This window comes from Halorubrum sp. SP3 (genome assembly GCF_005435195.1).
GTDB lineage: Archaea > Halobacteriota > Halobacteria > Halobacteriales > Haloferacaceae > Halorubrum > Halorubrum sodomense.
Window position 1 is genome coordinate 55,290 of sequence record NZ_SGTU01000008.1, and the last position, 18,769, is coordinate 74,058.

General features: G+C 71.5%; 17 protein-coding genes. 14 read left to right on the forward strand and 3 right to left on the reverse strand.

What is annotated here, in order from left to right; translation table 11 throughout:
• The first annotated feature begins 30 nt into the window (after positions 1–30).
• The 6 genes from EXE42_RS08010 to EXE42_RS08035 all read left to right on the forward strand — a co-directional run bounded on the left by EXE42_RS08010 (position 31) and on the right by EXE42_RS08035 (position 6,397).
• Positions 31–1,932: a site-2 protease family protein gene (locus EXE42_RS08010; protein ID WP_137693560.1), complete on the forward strand. Its 1,902-nt coding sequence runs from the start codon at positions 31–33 to the stop codon at positions 1,930–1,932.
• Positions 1,933–2,022: 90 nt separating this feature from the next.
• Complete coding sequence (locus tag EXE42_RS08015; RefSeq protein ID WP_137693559.1) at positions 2,023–3,309, forward strand: TIGR00300 family protein; 1,287 nt, start codon at positions 2,023–2,025, stop codon at positions 3,307–3,309.
• A complete protein-coding gene (locus tag EXE42_RS08020; RefSeq protein ID WP_137706278.1) occupies positions 3,306–3,827 on the forward strand; it encodes a GNAT family N-acetyltransferase in 522 nt (173 codons plus the stop codon). The genes EXE42_RS08015 and EXE42_RS08020 overlap by 4 nt, the downstream gene beginning before the upstream one ends.
• An 80-nt stretch (positions 3,828–3,907) precedes the next feature.
• The gene (locus EXE42_RS08025; protein WP_137706279.1) at positions 3,908–4,897 is read left to right on the forward strand and encodes a Gfo/Idh/MocA family protein; all 990 of its coding nucleotides are present in this window, start codon (positions 3,908–3,910) and stop codon (positions 4,895–4,897) included.
• Positions 4,898–4,966: 69 nt separating this feature from the next.
• Positions 4,967–5,389: a universal stress protein gene (locus tag EXE42_RS08030; RefSeq protein WP_092923983.1), complete on the forward strand. Its 423-nt coding sequence runs from the start codon at positions 4,967–4,969 to the stop codon at positions 5,387–5,389.
• A 135-nt stretch (positions 5,390–5,524) separates the two neighbouring features.
• A complete protein-coding gene (locus EXE42_RS08035) occupies positions 5,525–6,397 on the forward strand; it encodes a sulfurtransferase (RefSeq protein WP_092923985.1) in 873 nt (290 codons plus the stop codon).
• Positions 6,398–6,439: 42 nt separating this feature from the next.
• Here EXE42_RS08035 and EXE42_RS08040 read toward each other — a convergent pair whose 3' ends face one another.
• Positions 6,440–6,949 carry a GNAT family N-acetyltransferase gene (locus tag EXE42_RS08040; protein ID WP_137706280.1) on the reverse strand — a complete coding sequence of 170 codons (510 nt, stop codon included), beginning with the start codon at positions 6,947–6,949 and terminating at the stop codon, positions 6,440–6,442.
• Between the two features lie 26 nt (positions 6,950–6,975).
• Positions 6,976–8,883 (reverse strand): prolyl oligopeptidase family serine peptidase, encoded by a 1,908-nt coding sequence (locus EXE42_RS08045; RefSeq protein ID WP_137706281.1) that lies wholly within the window; start codon positions 8,881–8,883, stop codon positions 6,976–6,978.
• A gap of 111 nt (positions 8,884–8,994) precedes the next feature.
• On the opposite strand from EXE42_RS08045, the gene EXE42_RS08050 reads away from it, so the two are divergent.
• The 6 genes from EXE42_RS08050 (at position 8,995) to EXE42_RS08075 (ending at position 15,701) form a co-directional block, all read left to right on the forward strand.
• Entirely contained in the window at positions 8,995–10,599 is a 1,605-nt protein-coding gene (locus EXE42_RS08050) for a cryptochrome/deoxyribodipyrimidine photo-lyase family protein (RefSeq protein ID WP_137706282.1), read from the forward strand.
• A gap of 82 nt (positions 10,600–10,681) precedes the next feature.
• On the forward strand, positions 10,682–10,915 hold the full coding sequence (locus EXE42_RS08055; RefSeq protein ID WP_092923997.1) for a DUF2892 domain-containing protein: 234 nt from the start codon (positions 10,682–10,684) through the stop codon (positions 10,913–10,915).
• Positions 10,916–11,093: 178 nt separating this feature from the next.
• The gene (locus tag EXE42_RS08060; protein WP_137706283.1) at positions 11,094–12,326 is read left to right on the forward strand and encodes an FAD-dependent oxidoreductase; all 1,233 of its coding nucleotides are present in this window, start codon (positions 11,094–11,096) and stop codon (positions 12,324–12,326) included.
• A 78-nt stretch (positions 12,327–12,404) separates the two neighbouring features.
• Entirely contained in the window at positions 12,405–13,775 is a 1,371-nt protein-coding gene (locus EXE42_RS08065) for a phosphoribosylamine--glycine ligase (RefSeq protein ID WP_137693553.1), read from the forward strand.
• Between the two features lie 101 nt (positions 13,776–13,876).
• Entirely contained in the window at positions 13,877–14,434 is a 558-nt protein-coding gene (locus tag EXE42_RS08070) for a transcriptional regulator (RefSeq protein WP_092924006.1), read from the forward strand.
• 64 nt (positions 14,435–14,498) lie between these two features.
• Positions 14,499–15,701 (forward strand): HD domain-containing protein, encoded by a 1,203-nt coding sequence (locus EXE42_RS08075; protein WP_137693552.1) that lies wholly within the window; start codon positions 14,499–14,501, stop codon positions 15,699–15,701.
• A gap of 73 nt (positions 15,702–15,774) precedes the next feature.
• Here EXE42_RS08075 and EXE42_RS08080 read toward each other — a convergent pair whose 3' ends face one another.
• The gene (locus tag EXE42_RS08080) at positions 15,775–16,179 is read right to left on the reverse strand and encodes a universal stress protein (protein WP_092924009.1); all 405 of its coding nucleotides are present in this window, start codon (positions 16,177–16,179) and stop codon (positions 15,775–15,777) included.
• 131 nt (positions 16,180–16,310) lie between these two features.
• Here EXE42_RS08080 and EXE42_RS08085 point away from each other — a divergent pair, with 131 nt between their 5' ends.
• Both EXE42_RS08085 and EXE42_RS08090 read left to right on the forward strand, forming a co-directional pair.
• Positions 16,311–17,609 (forward strand): HD domain-containing protein, encoded by a 1,299-nt coding sequence (locus EXE42_RS08085; RefSeq protein ID WP_092924012.1) that lies wholly within the window; start codon positions 16,311–16,313, stop codon positions 17,607–17,609.
• Between the two features lie 67 nt (positions 17,610–17,676).
• On the forward strand, positions 17,677–18,741 hold the full coding sequence (locus tag EXE42_RS08090; protein WP_137693551.1) for an amidohydrolase family protein: 1,065 nt from the start codon (positions 17,677–17,679) through the stop codon (positions 18,739–18,741).
• Positions 18,742–18,769: the final 28 nt, after the last annotated feature.

Here is an 18,769-nt window from a genome sequence, read left to right on the forward strand (position 1 = left end):
TTAGGGACGGCCGAACCTAACCCGCTCGTAATGAACACGCTGTTCTGGGTGCTGACGGGGATCCTCGCGTACTCCGCGGTCGCGATGTGGCTGCGGAACCGGGGGGTCCTCCCGGACGCGTTCAGGGTCTCCGGCCCCGTGTTGACCCTCCGGACGCTCCGCGGGCGCGCCTTCCTCGGCCGACTCGCGGCCCCGAAGCGGTTCTGGCGCGCGGTCGCCAACCTCGGGCTCGGGGGGGCCTTGGTGGCGATGGTGGCGTCGTTCGCGCTCATCCTCTCGTCGGCGCGGTCGGCGTTCACGAACGCGCAGCCCGCCGCGATCCAGCAGCCGCAGAACTTCCTCATCATCCCCGGCGTCAACGACTTCCTCCCGCTGTCGGTCGCCCCCGAGATCGTCGCCGGGCTCGCCGGCGCGATGGTGATCCACGAGGGGGCCCACGGCCTCCTCTGCCGGGTCGAGGACATCGACATCGACTCGATGGGACTCGTCTTCTTCGCGCTGCTCCCGGTGGGCGCGTTCGTCGAACCCGACGAGGAGGCGACCCAGGAGGCCTCCCGCGGCGCCCGCGCCCGGATGTTCGCGGCCGGCGTCACCGCGAACACGGTGCTGACGATCGTCGTCTTCGCGCTCCTCTTCGGCCCCGTCGTCGGCGCCATCTCGCCCGCGGCGGGCTACGCGGTCGGGGAGGTGAACCCCGGCTCCCCGGCGGCCGCTGCGGACCTCTCGCAGGGCGACCGGATCGTCGAGGTCGCGGGAACCCCGATCGAGACGAGCGCCGAGTTCGAGGCCGCGATCGCCGACGCCGGGGAGTCGGTCGCGCTCACCGTCGACGGCGGCGAGACCCGCGAGACGGTGACGGTCGACCGCGAGCTACAGGTTGTCGGCTCCGCCGGCGGCAACCCCCTCGGGGTCATGATCGCGGAATCGCCCGTGACCATCGCGGCCGTGAACGGCGAGCCCGTCGCCACCGAGTCGGCGTTCTTCGCCGCGGTCGGCGACGCCGAGCGCGTGTCGCTGACGGTGACCGGGAACTCGACCGTCCTCGAACAGGTCCGCGACGCGCCCGGCGCCGAGAACGCGTCGGGGGTCGAAACGGCTGACGGCGAGGCCGCGGTCACCGTCTCTGACGTGCCAATCGGCGCATACGTCCTCGGCGTTCAGGAGGGGGGCCCGATCCACGACGAGGGCGCTCCACTCGGCGAGCCGCTGACGATCGTCTCGGTCGACGGCGAGCGCGTCGTCGACAACGAGGCGCTCTCGGCCGTTCTCGTCGACCGCGATCCGGGCGAGACCGTCCCCGTCACGGTGTACGACGCCGACGGCGAGCGCGAGACGTACGACGTGGAACTCGCCGCGCACCCGAACCGCGGCGGCGGGTTCATCGGGGTCAGCGTCTTCCCCGGGATGAGCGGGCTCGCGCTCGACGACGTGGGCGTCTCCGAGTACCCCGCGGGCGCGTACCTCGAACTCCTCGGCGGCGACGGCGGCGCGGAGGCCGCGGACGGGATCCCGCTCGGCGGGGTCACCGAGTCGCCGCTCGGCCTCGTGTTCGTCGCGCTCATCCTCCCGCTCGGCAGCCTGTTCGGGCTCCCGTTCAACTTCGCGGGGTTCACGGGCGAGGTGACCAACTTCTTCGTGGTCGAGGGGCCGCTCGCGGCGCTCGGCGGCGGGACCTTCCTGCTCGCGAACCTCCTCTTCTGGTCGGGGTGGATCAACATCCAGCTGGCGCTTTTCAACTGCCTGCCGGCGTTCCCCCTCGACGGCGGCCGCATCCTCCGGATGGTCGCCGAGGCGGTGATCAGCCGGGTGCCGATCAGCGACCGACACGCCGCGGTACGGACGATCACGGTCTCGTCCGGGCTCGTGATGCTGGCCGGGCTGATCGCGATGATCTTCGGCAACCAGATCCTCACCGCGCTGGGGCTGATCTGAGGCGGCCGGCCGACTACCGCCGCGGTCGCCGGCGGCGGTCCCCTCTCGGCCGAGGGAAACCGGTTTCCCGGGCGGGCGCGACGCCTCCGTATGACCCACTCGCGGACCGTCGAACTCGAGGGCCACATCATCGACAGCGGCACGATACAGCGCTGCTTCGGCGCAGTGATGGACCTCGGCGGCTCGTTCGACGTCGAGCGGTTCGACGTCGGGAAACACGAGACCGAGGAGTCGTACTGCCGGCTGACCGTCTCCGCGGACGACCCCGAGACGCTGCGGGACATCCTCCACGAGCTCCACCAGAACGGCGCGGTGCTCGAGGACCCCTCCGAGGTGGACCTCGTCGCGGCGCCCGCGGACAGGGTGGTCCCGCCGGACTTCTACTCGACGACGAACCACCCGACCGAGGTGCTGTACGACGGCGAGTGGATCGCGGTCGAGCGGATCGAGATGGACTGCGCGCTGGTGGTGGACCCCGACCCGGCAGCGGACGCCGGCGAGGGGAACCGAGCGGACGCCTCGCGAGGCGAGGACGGCTCTCCGCGAGCCTACACGAAGACCCTCAACGCGGTCGAGGAGGGCGACCTCGTCGCCACCGACCAGTCGGGGATCCGAGTGAACCCCCCCGAGCGCCCGCGGAGCGGCGGCGGCGCGTTCGGCTTCATGCAGGGCGGCGTCTCCGCCGAGCGCCCCTCGGAATCGACTATCCGCGAGGTCGCCGAGGAGCTGCGCGCGGTGAAAGACGAGGGCGGCAACGTGATGGTCGTCGCCGGCCCCGCGGTGATCCACTCGGGGGCCGGCGACGCGCTCGCGGACCTGGTCGCCGCGGGCTACGTCGACGCGCTCTCCGCGGGCAACGGGTTCGCCACCCACGACCTGGAGCGCTCCATCTACGGCACGTCGCTCGGGATGAACGTCGAGACGCTCGAACACCCGCGGAAGGGTCACAAACACCACATCTGGACCATCTCGGAGATCATCCGCGCGGGCGGGATCGAGGCCGCCGTCGAGGACGGCGTCGTCACCGAGGGGGTGATGTACGAGTGCGTGCGAAACGACGTCGACACCGTGCTGGCGGGGTCGATCCGCGACGACGGCCCGCTGCCGGACACGATCACCGACGCGGTGGAGGCGCAGGACGCGATCCGCGAGCAGGCCCACGAGGCCGACATCGTGATCATGCTCGCGACGCTGCTCCACTCGGTCGCGGTCGGGAACTGCCTCCCGTCGACGACGAAGACCGTCTGCGTCGACATCAACCCCGCCACCGTCACCCAGCTCCTCGACCGCGGCTCGGCGCAGGCGATCGGGATGGTCACGGACATCGGGACCTTCGTGCCGACGCTCGCGGAGTTCGTGCTGGGTGACGACGCGTGAGCCCCGAAATCCGCCCCTACGACCGCGAGCGCGACGCGGACGGCCTCTACGAGCTGAAGCGCGCCTTCGAGCGTGGCCTCGGCGCGACCACCGGCGGCGACGAGAAGGCGGCCGCCTACGAGGGGAAGCTCACCGACGCGTACCGCGACCGCTGGCTCGACTGGGTCGACCGCTGCGTCGATGACGACGATCCGCGATGCGTGACCGTCGCGGTGGAGGAGACCGAGGACTCCGGGAGCGAGGTCGTCGGCTACGTCTTCGTCCTCCCCCAGCGCATGTCGATGATCTGGGACGCGGCGGTGCTGAACGAGATCTACGTCGCGCCCGAGTATCGGGAGACCGGCGTCGCCGACGACCTGATGGACGCCGCGCTCGCGCTCGCGGCCGATCAGGACCTCCCGCTCGACCGTATGGTTCTCGACGTCGACCCCGCGAACGAGCGCGCGAAGGGGTTCTACGACCGCCACGGCTTCGAGCCGTGGGGCGAGATGGTCGCGCGGCCGCTCGACGAGTCCTGAGGGGCGACCCAGTCCGCGACCGGTCCCGCGACGGTTCCGACTCCCGAAGCTACAAGCGCGCTCGCCCGTTCTCGACGGCCGTGATACAGATCGGGATCGTCGGCTGCGGCGTCATCGGGAACCGCCTCGCCGCCGCGATAGACGACCACGACCGGTACGAACTGGCCGCCGCCTGCGACCTCGACGCGGACCGCGCGGCGTCGCTCGCGACCGACCACGGCACCGACCGCACCGCGACGACGACCGACCACGCCTCGCTCGTCGAGCGCGACGGCCTCGACGCGGTGTACGTCGGCGTGCCGCCGCTCGCCCACCGCGAGGTGGTGGCCGACGCGCTCGCGGCCGACAAGCACGTCATCTGCGAGAAGCCGATCGCGGCGGACGCGGAGACGGGACGGGAACTCGTCGCGCTCGCGGAGGAGACCGACCGGATCACGGCCGTGAACCTCCCGTTCCGCTACACGCCGGGGTTCGTCCGCCTCCGCGAGGCGGTCGCCGCGGGCGAGATCGGCGCTCCGCGCCGGGTCGAGCTCCGGTTCCGGTTCCCGGAGTGGCCCCGCGAGTGGCAGGACGTGGCGTGGCTGGAGTCGCGCGAGCAGGGCGGCCCGCTCCGCGAGGTCGGGACGCACTTCCTGTTCGGCGTTCAGGAGCTGTTCGGGCCGATCGAGGCCGTTTCGGCGGACGTCGGCTACTCGGGACCGGACGCCTACGAGGCCGACGTGGTCGGGACGTTCCGGGCCGACGGGGTCCGGGGAACGATCGACCTGCTGTGCGACCACGCGGGCGAGGAGGAGAACTCGATCACGGTCGTCGGCGACGAGGCGTCGCTGTCGCTGACGGCGTGGTACCGGCTCGTCCGGAACCGCGGGCGCGACGACGAGGAACCGCTCGTCGACGAGCGCGGCGACACCGTGAGCGCGCTCCTGACCGAGTTCGCGGCCGCCGTCGACGACGACGGCGGCGACCTCGTCTCCTTCGCGGAGGCGACGCGCGTTCAGGCGGTGCTCGACGCGATCCACGCCTCCGAGGGCGACCGCGTTCGTCCCGGGATCGACGCCGGCAGAGAGTGAATCGGCCGCGAACTCGCCGGCCGGGAACGCCCGACAGGAATTATGTGTCTCTCGGACCCATCTCCGCGTATGAGTTACCTCGTTGCGACCGACGGATCGGCGGAGAGCGACGAAGCCGTTCGGTACGCGGCGCGACAGGCGGTCGCGTTCTACGAGACGCTCGAGATCGCCCACGTGTTGACGCCTGACTCGGAGCTGGTCGACGGGACGATCGTCCTCCCGGGCGAGGAGGCCGCCGTCGAGGCCGGAGAGGGCGTCTTGGAGGGGGCTCGCAGCATCGCAGAGGCGGCGGTCGACGAGCCGATCACCGTGGAGACCCAACTGCTCACCGGACGTCCGGCCGACGCGATCGCCGAGTACGCGGCCGAGGAAGGCGTCGATGCCATCTACGTCGGCCACCGGGGGCTCTCAGAGGAGCGCGAGCAGGTCGTCGGCAGCGTCGCGAAGAGCGTCGTCGACAAGGCCGACGTCCCGGTGACGGTGATCCGCTAGGCGATGGCGGACGCCCGGGGAGGGGTCGGCGGACCCCGCGGCGAGGCCGGTCGCGAGCCGCGGCGGCGTCAGAGACGCTGGCAAGGACCTCCGTTATCCGGTCCTCAAAAGTAGTTGGGCACGTAAGATGAAGTGATGTCTGAAGACGTACTCGTCACGGCGGACTGGGTCGAAGAGCGACTCGACACGTTCCAAGACGACGACTCCGATCATCGGCTCGTCGAGATCAACAACCCGACCGTCACCGACGAGTCGGAGTACACGCCCTACGAGGAGGGCCACATCCCCGGCGCGCTGAACTTCGAGTGGGACGCCGTGTTCACCGACGAGACGGAGCGCGACATCGTCTCGAAGGAGGACTTCGCGGCCCGGAACGGCGAGGGCGGCATCGACGCCGACACGACGGTCGTCGTCTACGGCGGCGGGCGCGTCCCGAACTGGTTCGCGCTGTTCGGCTACTGGATCTACAAGTACTACGGTCACGACGACATCCGCGTGATCGACGGCGGGAAGGGGTACTGGGTCGAGAACGACTACCCGCTCTCGACCGAGGAGCCCGAGTTCACGCCCCGCGACTACGAGGCCCGCGGTCCCTTCGAGAGCGTCCGCGCGTACAAGGACGACATCGACAAGGCGATCGAGGAGGGGATTCCGATGGTCGACGTCCGCTCGCCCGAGGAGTTCTCCGGCGAGGTCATCGCGCCCGAGGGGCTCAACGAGACCGCCCAGCGCGGCGGTCACATCCCCGGCGCGAGCAACGTACCCATCGGCACCACGCTGAACGAGGACGGGACGTTCAAGAGCGCCGACGAGCTCCGCGAGCTGTACGGCGACGCCGGCGTCGACGGCGACGAGTCGACGATCACCTACTGCCGCGTCGGCGAGCGCTCGTCGATCGAGTGGTTCCTGCTCCACGAGCTGCTCGGCTACGACGACGTCCGTAACTACGACGGCTCGTGGACCGAGTGGGGGAACCTCGTCGGCGCGCCGATCGAGACGGGCGAGTAAGCGCCGCTCCGCCGCACCGTTCCGACCAGCAACGCAGCCGGTTTACAACTTCTTTCGCATCTCGACGACCCGTCCGGTCACGCCCGTCCCTTCTTGACTAGAGAACTCGTGGTCGCGTTCGGCGACCCGGTCGTACCCGTGCGCCTCGTAGAACGGAACCGCCGGCAGGGACGCCGTCAGGCCCACGGCCTCGAAGCCGTGCTCGCGGGCGCGGCGCTCCAGCTCCTCGTAGAGGCGCGACCCGACGCCCTCGCGGGCGACCGCCGGAAGCACGTAGACGGCGGTCACCTCCGCGTCGGGGTCGGCCTCGTAGCCGTCGGGAGGGTCGGCGGTCAGCGTCCCGAACCCCACGACGACGCCGTCGCGCTCGGCGACGACGCACTCCGCGTCCTCGGCGTCGATCCCGTCGGCGTAGTCCGCGTCGCCGCACCCGGCGGCCCACGCTCGGACCTGCCGCTCGTCGTATCCCTCCGGGCCGAGCCCGACGATCGACGCGTAGTGGACGGTCCGGACGGCCTCGGCGTCCCTCGGCGTCGCGTCGCGTACCTCCATTCCGAGTCGGGAGTCCCGCCGCGCGATCAGTCGTCCAGCGACGCGACCGCGGTCCGCTCCGCGCCGATCCGGCGGTCGAGGAAGTCGTCGAGCAGCTCCAGCGAGCGGATCTTCTGGTCGATGTCGCCGGAGCCGTGGCCCTCCTCGCCGAGCTCCTCGTACTCGTACTCGTCGCCCGCCTCGAAGCCGGCGTCGTCGAGCGCGTCGCGGAGGATCCGCGCCTGCGAGACGGGCACCCGCGGGTCGTTGACGCCGTGGACGATCAGGAGCGGCGCGTCGACGTTCTCGACGTAGTTGACGGGGCTGCGCTCGCGGTAAATGGCCTCGTTCTCGTCCGGCTCGCCGAGGTTCTTCACCATGAGCTCCGTCCGGAAGTGCGGCATGGTGTTTTCGTACATGTCGAACAGGTCGCTCACGCCGACCCACGTGATCCCGGCGGCGTACAGGTCCGGGTACTGGACCATCTGCCAGTTCGCGGAGTAGCCGCCGTAGGAGCCGCCGTACACGACGACGCGGTCCTCGTCCAGCCAGTCGTGCTCGTCGAGGACGTGCTCGGCGCCGGTCGCCACGTCGCCCTGCTCGGCGCCGCCCCAGTCGTCGTACAGCTCCTGGACGAACTCCCGGCCGCGTCCCGTGGAGCCGCGGTAGTTCACCTGGAGGACGGAGTACCCGCGCGAGAGCAGGAACTGGACGCGGTAGCTGAACCGTCGGGCGTCGTGGTGCCGCGGGCCGCCGTGGGGGTTGACGATCAGCGGCGAGGGCCGTCGCCCGGAGTCGAACAGCAGCCCCTCGATCTCGAACGCATCGTAGGGGTCGTGGTCGACCGCCCGCGCCGGCGTCTCGGGGACGCCGTCGGAGACGAACGAGACCGTCTCGGGCTCGACGAAGTCGTCCGGATCGAACGGGCCGTACTCGGCCTCGAACACCGTCTCGGCCGCGTCGGCGTCGAGGTCGTACGCGACCAGCTCCGGCCGCCGGCTCGACGTGGTCCGGTACGCGAGCAGGCGGTCGTCGGCCAGCCGCCCCTCCGTCACGTTGGCGACGCCGGCCGGGAAGTCGAGCTCGCGACCCTCGCCGGTGTCTGCGTCGTAGACGACCGGGACCGTCACGGCGCCGCGCGTCCGGCTCGCGACGAACCGGTCGCCGCCGTCCAGGAAGTGGCTCGGCGACTCCTCGAGCTCGTCGCCGCCGAACCAGGTCACGTCGACGTCGCCCTCCCCGCCGACCCCGCCCGAGAGGTCGACGATCCCGCTCCGACCGAGGTCGGTCGTGTTGTCGACGACGAGCAGGCGGTCGCCGTCGGGGCTCCAGTCGATCGGCGCGGCCTCCGCGCCCACGTCACCGATCTCGAGGTTCCGCGCGTTCGAGCCGTCCGCGTCTGCGACGTAGACGTCGCTGTTCTCGTAGGCGTCCGTCTCGTTGGTCGCGTACGCGATCCGGTCGCCGTCGGGCGACAGCTCGCCGGCGGCGACCGCTCGCTCGTAGTCGGCGAGCTTCGTCGTCTCGCCGCTCGGTACGTCGTGGCGGTAGAGGTTCATCTGCCCGTCGCGGCTGGAGCCGAGCAGGAGCGTCCCGCCGTCCTCGCCCACGTCGTGGAGGCGGGTCTGGCCGTCCATCTCGACGACGGGTTCGCTCTCGCCGTCGAGCGACATCGCCCACACGTCGTGCTGCTCGTTCCCGCCCTCGTCGCGGTGGTAGAAGAGGCGGTCGCCGCTCGGGTCCCACTCGAAGCCCGCCCGCACGGAGCGCGGGACATCGCCGTCGCTCAGTCGGGTCAGCGACCCGTCGGACGGGTCGAGGAGGTGGAGTTCGTTGCGGCCGGTCACGTCGTAGTAGAGCGCGACCGTCTCGCCGTCGGGCGACACTCGGGGACTGGAAAACGTCGGGAGCTCCGCGAGTTCGCGGAGTACGTCGGATTCCTCGGTCTCAGACATCCGATTGTAACGGGCGTCGGAACCGCCTTGAACGTTTCCCGGGGACCCGGCCGAGCACGACTCGACGACCCCGACAGACCCTTGTCCGGACGCGCCGAACCTCACGACGAGATGGGTTCGTCCGACGACGCCCCGCTTCCGACCGCGCCGGAGCCCGCGAGGGTTCGGGCCGCGGTCGAATCGGAGCCGCCGGGCACCGTCGTCTGGCACCGCGCAGACCTGCGAATCTCGGACCATCCGGCGCTCGCGGCGGCCGCGGCGGAGTCGGAGCGGATCCTGCCGCTGTTCGTCTTCGACCCGGCCTTCTACGACGAGCGCGGCGCGGCCTGCGACGCCCGGATCGAGTTCCTCCACGACTGCCTTCGCGACCTCGACCGGCAGTACCGCGACGTCGACGGTGCGGGGCTGACGTACGCCCACGGCGATCCGCTGGACGTCCTCGGGCGGTTCGACGACGCCGGCTGGGACGTCGTCGCGGCCGCGACCCCGACGGGTCGGTACGGGCGACGCCGGGACGAGCGGGCCCGGGAGCGGCTCGGCGTCCGGTTCGTCGAGGGCGACGGCTTGGTCCGGGACGCGGACCGTCCCCGCGACGGCTGGAGCGATCACGTCGAATCGTGGCTCGCGGCCGACCCGTTCGACTGGGACCCCCGGTCGGTCGGGGTCGAAGGCGTCGAGACGGGCGTCGACCCGGACCGCGCGAGCGACGCCTACGGCGTCGATCCGACGAAGACGCGCGTTCCGACCGGCGGGCGGGGACCGGCGCGCGATCGGCTCCGCGCGTTCACGGAGCGGATTGCGGAGTACCCCGGCTCTATCTCCTCACCGGTCGACGCCCGCGACGGGACGAGCGGGCTCTCCCCGTACCTCCGATTCGGCTGTCTCTCCGTCCGCGAGGTCCACCGGCACGTCGACGAGCGCGCGCCGGACGGGCGCGGGAAGTCGATGTTCGTCTCCCGGCTCTTCTGGAACCGTCACTACGCCCAGAAGCTGCTCGACTGGCCCGGGTGGCTCGACCGGGCGGTGAACCCGGTGTACGAGGGGTTCAATCGCGACCGTCACGACCCCGACCTCGTCGCGGCGTGGAAGCGCGGCGAGACGGGGTTCCCCATGGTCGACGCGAGCATGCGCTGCCTGCGCGAGACCGGCTGGCTCAACTTCCGGATGCGGGCGCTGTGCGCCTCCGTCTACTTCCACGTCCTCCAGCAGCCGTGGCGGATCGGCGCCGACCACTTCCACGAACACCTGATCGACGGCGACCCCGCGATCAACTACACCCAGTGGCAGTCGCAGTGCGGGCTGGTCGGCCGCCCCGGGCTGCGATTGTACGATCCACGCAAGCAGGTTCGCGACCAGGATCCGGGCGGTGAGTTCGTCACGCGGTGGGTTCCCGAGCTCGCACCGCTGCCCGCCGCGCACCTCGACGCCCCCGAGAAGACGCCGCTCGCGGTCCAGCGCGAGGTAGGCGTCGAAATCGGTGCGGACTACCCGTACCCCGTCGTCGACTACGAGGCGGCCCGCAGCGAGTTCCGCGAGCGCTACGGGGCCGTCCACGGTGCGGCGGCGGCGCGCCTCGGCGACGAGGCGATCGCCCGCCGCGCGTCGCTGTCGGGCGGGATAGCGGGCGCGCGGTCGATCGCGGCCGACCACGGCGAGCCGACGGGAACGGGAGCGGGCGACGGGCCCGCACAGACCGGTCTCGACGACTTCGGATGACCGAAGCGACCCGCTCGCGTGAGCGGGAGTGCGACCCGCCGCGGTGGAAAGCTTCATACGGTTGTGGTTAGTATTGTATGTTATGGACCAAAACGTCGGTGCGACGGACAAGCGCGTCAGGACCGCGGTCGGCGCCGTCGCCGGCCTCGCCTCGATAGCGACCCTCGCGAACGCCGCGCCGCTCCCGGCCCTCGCGGCACCGGTCTTGGGCGTCGTCGCGCTCGCGATGCTCGCGACCGCCGCGACCGGTACCTGCGGCCTGTACGCTCTGTTCGGCGTCGACACCTGTCCCGCGGACGCCGGTGGGTCGCGCTGAAAATCGCTCCGGAAGCGTCGAATTATAGCGTCAAGACGGGTTTAAACCATATTTTCGCTTCGGACCGACGGTGCCCTCAAGTGGCCCGAGTGCGTACCGATCACATGTTCGACTGCGACCCGAATCGACGGGGTATCGGGACGGACGGCGGCGCCGGCTCGCCCGGGGTGAGCGCCGCGTGAGCGACGACCCGACCGTCCTCGTGATCGGCGGCGGCGCGACGGGCACCGGGATCGCTCGGGACCTCGCCGCCCGCGGGGTCGACGCGACGCTCGTCGACCGCGGCGGGCTCGGGAGCGGGACCTCCGGCCGCTCCCACGGCCTCCTCCACAGCGGGGCCCGGTACGCGGAGGCCGACGCCGAGGGCGCCCGCGAGTGTATCGCGGAGAACCGGACGCTCAGGTCGATCGCCGGGGCCTGCGTGCGCGACACCGGCGGACTCTTCGTCCGCCTCGCCGGCGACGACCCGGAGTACCTCGAGGAGAAGGTCGCCGCCTGCGAGGCGATCGGCATCGAGACGGAGCGGCTCGACGCAGACGCCGCCCGGGAGGCGGTGCCGGGGCTCGCGGACGACGTGGCGGCGGCGTTTCGGGTCCCGGACGGCGTCATCTACCCCTCGCGGCTGGTCGCCGCAAACGCCGCTGACGCCGAGCGCCGCGGGGCGACCGTCCGCCCGCACGCGCCCGTCGAGGACGTGACCGTCCGCGACGGCGCGGTCGAGTCGGTCCGGGTGGGCGGCGACGTCGACGGGACGCTCTCGCCCGAGGTCGTCGTCAACGCCACCGGCGCGTGGGCGGACTCGATCGCCGAGATGGCGGGCGTCGAAGTCGGGATGGCGCCGAGCCGGGGCGTGATGGTCTCGGTGGAGTACGACGGGCTCGGCCCGGTGTTGAACCGGTGTCGCGACCCGGACGACGGCGACATCGTCGTCCCCCACGACGGCGAGGTCGTGCTCGGCACGACGAGCGTCCCCGTCTCGGACCCGGACGACTACGAGACCGCCGACTGGGAAGTCGAGCGCTCCGTCGAGGAGTGCGCCGCGATGCTCCCCGCGGTCGCCGACGCGCCGACCGTCCGGACCTGGTGGGGCGTCCGCCCCCTCTACGCGCCGGACGAGGCCGGAGAGGAGCGCCGCGGGATCTCCCGCGGGTTCACGCTGCTCGACCACGAGCGCGACGGCGCCGCCGGCCTCTACAGCGTCGTGGGCGGGAAGCTGACTACCTACCGCCAGATGGCCGAGACGACCGTCGACCGCGTCTGCGACCGGCTGGGGGTCGACGCCGCCTGCGAGACCGCGGCCGAACCGCTCGCACACGCCGACGAGCCCGATCGGCTGGACGAACTCGTCGTCGAGTACGGCGGGGCGAACCCCACGGACGCCGACGTGGTCGGCGCGCGAGCGGGCGACTGACCCGGCCGGTCGGCGACTCCGCGGCGGGGAGCCCGCGCCGGCACGCACACTCAAGTCCCTTCCGGGCGACGGCGTCGTATGGACACCGCGAACTTCCTCTTCGTCTCGGCCGACGCGGCGCTCATCACGGACCTGGCGTGGCAGGTCCGCCGCGAGGGCCACGACGTGAAGTACTACATCGAGGCCGAAAGCGACCAAGAGATCGGCGACGGGTTCGTCCCGAAGACGGACGACTGGCGCGCCGAGGTCGACTGGGCCGACGTGATAATCTTCGACGACATCTGGGTCACGGGACCCGACCAGCGGGAGGGTCCCGGAACGAACGAGCGGGGTGACACCCCGCGAGTCGGATCGGATGTCGGCACCGGTGAACTCGCACGGGAGCTCCGCGAGGACGGGCACGCGGTCGTCGGCGGGACGCCGAACACCGACCGGCTCGAGGAGGACCGCGGCTACGCGATGGAGGTCCTCGAAGCGCACGGCGTCAACACGGTCGAACACCACGTCTTCCACGAGTTCGACGCCGGCATCCGGCACGTCCGGGAGAACCCCGCGCCGTACGTGATCAAGCCGCTCGGGGAGGTCCAGAACGTCAAGCGCCTGCTGTACGTCGGCAACGAGGACGACGGCAGCGACGTGGTCGACGTGCTTCGGGCGTACGAGAAGGCGTGGGGCCACCGGATGAAGGGCTTCCAGCTCCAGCGGAAAGTCGAGGGCGTCGAGGTCGCGGTCTGCGGCTTCTTCGACGGGAACGAGTTCGTCGATCGGGTGAACTTCAACTTCGAGCACAAGAAGCTGTTCCCGGGGAACATCGGCCCGTCGACCGGAGAGATGGGGACCTCGATGTTCTGGGCGGGAAAGAACAGGCTGTTCCAGGAGACGTTCGGCAAGATCGAGGGGTGGCTCGCCGACGAGGGGTACGTCGGGAGCATCGACATCAACTGTATCGTCAACGAGACCGGCATCTACCCGCTGGAGTTCACGCCGCGGTTCGGCTACCCGACCATCGCCCTCCAGGAGGAGTCGATCGAGTCGTCGACGGCCGAGTTCTTCTACGACCTCGCGCATGGGGACAAGCCCGAGCCGGACCTCCACGGCGGCTACCAGATCGCCGTGCGGGTCGTCCTGCCGCCGTTCCCGTTCGACGACGAGAAGACGTACGACGAGAACTCGCGGAACGCGGCGGTCGTCTTCCAGACCGACGACCGCGAGGGAATCCACCTGGAGGACACGAAGCAGGTCGACGGGCAGTGGCGCGTCGCCGGCGAGAGCGGGATGCCGATCGTCGTCACCGGGAAGGGGGAGACGATGGGCGCGGCGCGCGAGCAGGCGTACGACCGGATCGACGACGTGGTCATGCCGAACCTGTACTACCGCGACGACATCGGCGAGCGCTGGGTCGACGGCGACGGCGACCGCCTCCAGGCGTGGGGGTACCTCGGACCGTGACCGCCGGCCCGAGCGACGACTCCCGACCCGCGTCGCCGGCCCGTCGGTGACGGACCTCGCCCTCCACGACTTTTTAATGACCCGGCCCCACTACTCGTGGTATGCCGAAGTACTCGACGGGCGGCGGCGGCGGCGGCGACGACGGCGACGCGTGCGAGCTCTGTGGCCGCGAGACCACGGACCTCCGGAAGGCGACGGTCGCCGGCGCGAAGCTGCTCGTGTGTTCGAACTGCCGCCCCCACGACGACGCCGGCAACGCGCCGAGCGGCGGCGGCGGGTCGCGCGGCGGGAGTTCCGGTGGCAGCCCCGGCGGTGCCGGCGGCTCCGGCTCGGAGGCGACCGAGAGCCGGAACAAGGAGCTCGCCCGCAAGCAGGCGAAGATGTACGACTCCGCGACGGGGGACTCGAAGCGCTGGGAGGAGGAGGGAACGAGCTACGAGGCCGACCGGCTCCCGTACCTCGTCTCCGGCTACGGCGACGTCGTCACCGAGGCGCGACGGGACGCCGGGCTGACTATCGAGGAGGTCGCCGCCGAGCTGGAGGTCGACGAGGACGACCTGCTCGCGGTCGAGGACGGGCGCGCCGCGACCGCCAACGTGGGCGGGTCGGTCGTGCGAGCGCTCGAAGAGCGGTTCGGGATCGACGTCGTCGACGAGTGACCCGCGCCGTCTCCCCCGTCGCCGCGTCCAGTCCGCGGACCGAGCGGGACCTCCGGTGCCGGCGATGAAGGCGATCAAGGACAGCGTCCACGGCCACGTCCGGCTCGGCGACGTCGCCGCCGAGCTGGTCGACACGCCGGCGTTCCAGCGGCTGCGACACATCAAGCAGCTGTCGACGGTCCGGCTCGTCTACCCCTCCGCGAACCACACGCGGTTCGAGCACAGCCTCGGCGTCTACCACCTCGCGGGCCGCGCGGTCGAGGGCCTCGGCGTCGACGACGACACCGCGGCGCACGTGCGCGCCGCGGCGATGCTCCACGACGTCGGCCACGGCCCGTACGGCCACCAGACCGAGGGGATCATCCGGCGCGCGACCGGGCGCGACCACGACGACGTGGGGTGGCTCCTCACCGACGCGGACCGCGAGGCCTGTCAGGTCCTCGAACGCAACGGCCTCGACCCCGAGCGCGTCGCCGGCCTCATCGACGGCGAGGGCGCGTTCGGCCCCCTCGTCTCGGGCGAGCTCGACGTCGACCGCATGGACTACCTCGTGCGCGACGCCCACCACACCGGCGTCCCGTACGGCACGGTCGACACCGGCCGGCTCGTCACCGAACTCCGACTGGTCGGCGGCGACGAGACGGGAGCCCCCGCCGACCTCGTCTTAGACGAGGGGAACGTCGCCACCGCGGAGAGCCTGCTCGTCGCGCGGTCGCTGATGAACGCCGTCGTCTACCGTCACCACGTCTCCCGGGTCGCGGGCGCGATGCTGGAGCGTGCCTGCGAGCGGTACCTCGACCGCACGGAGACCGACGTGGCGACGTTCCGCCGGATGGCGGACCACGACCTCCTCGTCGAGCTCCGGGACCGCGTCCCGGCGCTCGGCGAGCGCATCGAGCGGCGCGACCTCTACAAGCGCGCCGTCTGGGCCGGGATCGACGAGGTGCCGGCCGGCACGGTCGACGCCGGACGCGCGGAGGAGCGCGCGGCCGAACGCGAGATCGCGGACGCGGCGGGGATCGACCGCGACGCGGTCCTCGTGGACATCCCCTCGCGTCCGGCGCTCAAGGAGTCCGGCTCCGCCGTCGTCGTCGACGGCGTCCCCCAGCGCCTGGAGGACGCCTCGGAACTCGTGACGGGGCTCCGGGCCGCGGAGCGCCGCCGCTGGACGCTCGGCGTCTACTGTCCCGCCGAACGCGTCGACGCCGTCGCGGGCGCGGCGCGGGAGGTCTTGGGGCTGCGCGCGACGGGGCGACTCTCTGTCTGAGCACCGCGGTCGGTTTTTCACCAACCGTCGCACGTTGCGGTCGGCTTTTCACCGAGCGTCGCGCGTCGCCGCCTTACTCTCCGTCCGGCCCCGGAACCGCCAACACCGGGCGGTCCGCGTTCAACACGACCGTCTGCGTGGTGCTGCCGAAGACGGCCTTCCCCGCCGGGCTCCGCTTGCGACCCGAGACGCAGATGAGGTCGGCGTCGACCTCGTCCGCGGCCGCGATCAGCTCCTCGCCCGGATCGCCGCTGGCCTCGTAGTGAACGCAGTTCACGCCGGCCTCCTCCAGAATCTCGCGGGCGCGTCGGACGGTCCCGAGCTGGTGGACCGACGCCCCCTCCGGATTGTCCTGGAAGACGTGACAGAGGTGCGCAGTCACCTCGTTCGGCGCGTCCGGGAGGTCGGCGACGACCTCGGCCTGTGCGACCGCCCGCTTCTCGTCGTCGAGCCCGATACCGAGTAACACGTCGTACATACCCGGCGCTTCGGCGAGCCGGAACATAAATCACCCCGCGAATTCACGGTCGGCGGAACCGGGTCGCGGCGGAGTCGACCTGCCGCGGTCGACACTCCCAGCCTTTTATCGGTTGCCGCCGAAGGCGACGTATGATCACGGTCAAGGACACCGTCCACGACCACATCGAGATCGACGGTGTCGCCGCGGACCTCGTCGACACCCCCGCCGTCCAGCGGCTCCGCCACGTCAAACAGCTCGGCACGGTCCAGCTCGTCTACCCCTCCGCGAACCACACGCGGTTCGAGCACAGCCTCGGCGTCTACCACCTCGCGAGCCGCGCGCTCGATCACCTCGGAATCGAGGGGAAACGCGCCGACCGTATCGAGGCCGCGGCGATGCTCCACGACGTCGGTCACGGCCCGTTCAGCCACAACCTCGAGTCGCTCACCCACCGGCGAACCGGGAAGTACCACGACGACGTCGACGAGTTACTCGCGACCGGCGCGGTCGGGGAGGTGCTTCGCGATCACGACCTCGATCCGGACCGGATCGCCGGGGTAGTCGCCGGCGAGGGCCCCTACGCCGGGCTCGTCTCGGGCGAGCTCGACGTCGACCGCATGGACTACCTCGTGCGCGACGCCTACCACACCGGCGTCCCGTACGGCACCATCGACACCGAGCGGTTCGTCCGCGAGCTGACGTTCGTCGAGCGCGACGCGGTCGCGGACGGCGACGGGGTCGGTGCGGACCGCGACGCTGCCGACGACGACTGGACCGGCCGCCACGGCCCGGAGCTCGTCTTGGACGAGGGGAACGTCCAGACCGCCGAGAGCCTGCTGCTCGCGCGCGCGCTAATGAACCCGGTCGTCTACACCCACCACGTCGCGCGCATCTCGAAGGCGATGCTGCGTCGGGCCGCGAGCGAGCTGCTCGACGCGACCGCGACGACGGCCGCCGACCTCCGCCGGATGGACGACCACGACTTCCTGGCCGCGATCCGCGACTGCCGGGCGACCGCCGAGCTCTCCCGCCGCTACGACCAGCGCGACCTCTACAAGCTGGCGGTGTGGGCCGAGTACGACGACGTCCCCGAGCGCGTCCACGAGGCGGACCACGCGGCCGAGACGGCGCTCGAACGCGAGATAGCGGCGGAGGCGGGCGTCGCCCGCGACCACGTGATCCTCGACGTGCCGGCCGAACCGACGATGCGCGAGTCGACGGCACGCGTCACCGTCAACGGCGAGATACGGCGCCTGGAGCGACAGTCCCCGCTCGTCTCGGCGCTCCGGACCGCCCAGCGAGACCAGTGGCGCCTCGGCGTGTACGCCCCGGCGCCCGCGACCGAGCGAGTCGGGCGCGCCGCCGCCGACGTGCTCGGACTCGACCCCGACGGGCTCGTCAGCGAGGCCCGGAAGGCGATGCCGACGACGCTCGACGAGTTCGAGTAGCGAACTCCGCGGCGCTCCACCGGCCCCTTCCCGTGACGTTTTAACCCCGCGCTGGCGAGCCATCGGCATGCATCTCGAGGGGACGGTTCTGGTCGGTCCCGACTTCGAGCCGGTCGAGGGCCGGGTCGTCGTCGCGGACGGCGAGATCGTCCGGATCGAAGAGACGGGGGTCGAGAGCGACGCGGTGATCCTCCCGGCGTTCGTCAACGCGCACACCCACATCGGCGACTCGATCGCCAAGGAGGCGGGCGAGGGGCTCTCGCTCGACGAGCTCGTCGCGCCGCCGGACGGGCTGAAACACCGCCTCCTCCGGGACGCGGACCGCGAGGAGAAGGTGGCCGCGATGGCGCGCACGCTGCGGTTCATGGAGGCGACGGGGACGGGCACTTTCCTGGAGTTCCGCGAGGGCGGCGTCGAGGGCGTCGCCGCGCTCCGCGACGCGCTCGCGGGCGAGGGGGTCGCGTTCGGCGAACGCGCGATCGAGTCGGTCGTCTTCGGCCGCGACGACCCCGACGTGCTCTCGGTCGCCGACGGGTACGGCGCCTCCGGCGCGCGCGACGCCGACTTCGGCGCGGTCCGGGCGGCGGCGCGCGACGCCGACAAGCCCTTCGGGATCCACGCGGGCGAGCGCGACGCCGCCGACATCAATCCCGCGATGGACTTAGAGCCGGACTTCCTCGTCCACATGGTCCACGCGGAGGGGATCCACCTCGAACGGCTCGAAGACCGCGGCACGCCCGTCGTCGTCTGCCCGCGTTCGAACCTCGTGACGAACGTCGGCGTGCCTCCGGTCCGCCGGCTGACCGAGCGGACGACCGTCGCGCTCGGCACCGACAACGTGATGACCGACTCGCCGTCGATGTTCCGCGAGATGGAGTTCGCGGCGAAGCTCTCCGACCTCCCGGCCCGAGAGATCCTGCGGATGGCGACGGTCAACGGGGCCGAAATCGCCGGGCTGAACCGCGGCGTGGTGCGGAAGGGGGCCGACGCCGACCTGCTCGTCCTCGACGGCGACTCCGACAACCTCGCCGGCGCGCGCGACCTCGTCCGCGCGGTCGTCAGGCGCGCCGGCCACGCCGACGTCTCGCGGGTCGTGATCGGCGGCGAGCCCGTCGTCCCCCGCGACGGCTGACGCCCGGCCGGTCCGGCGTCTCCGGGCG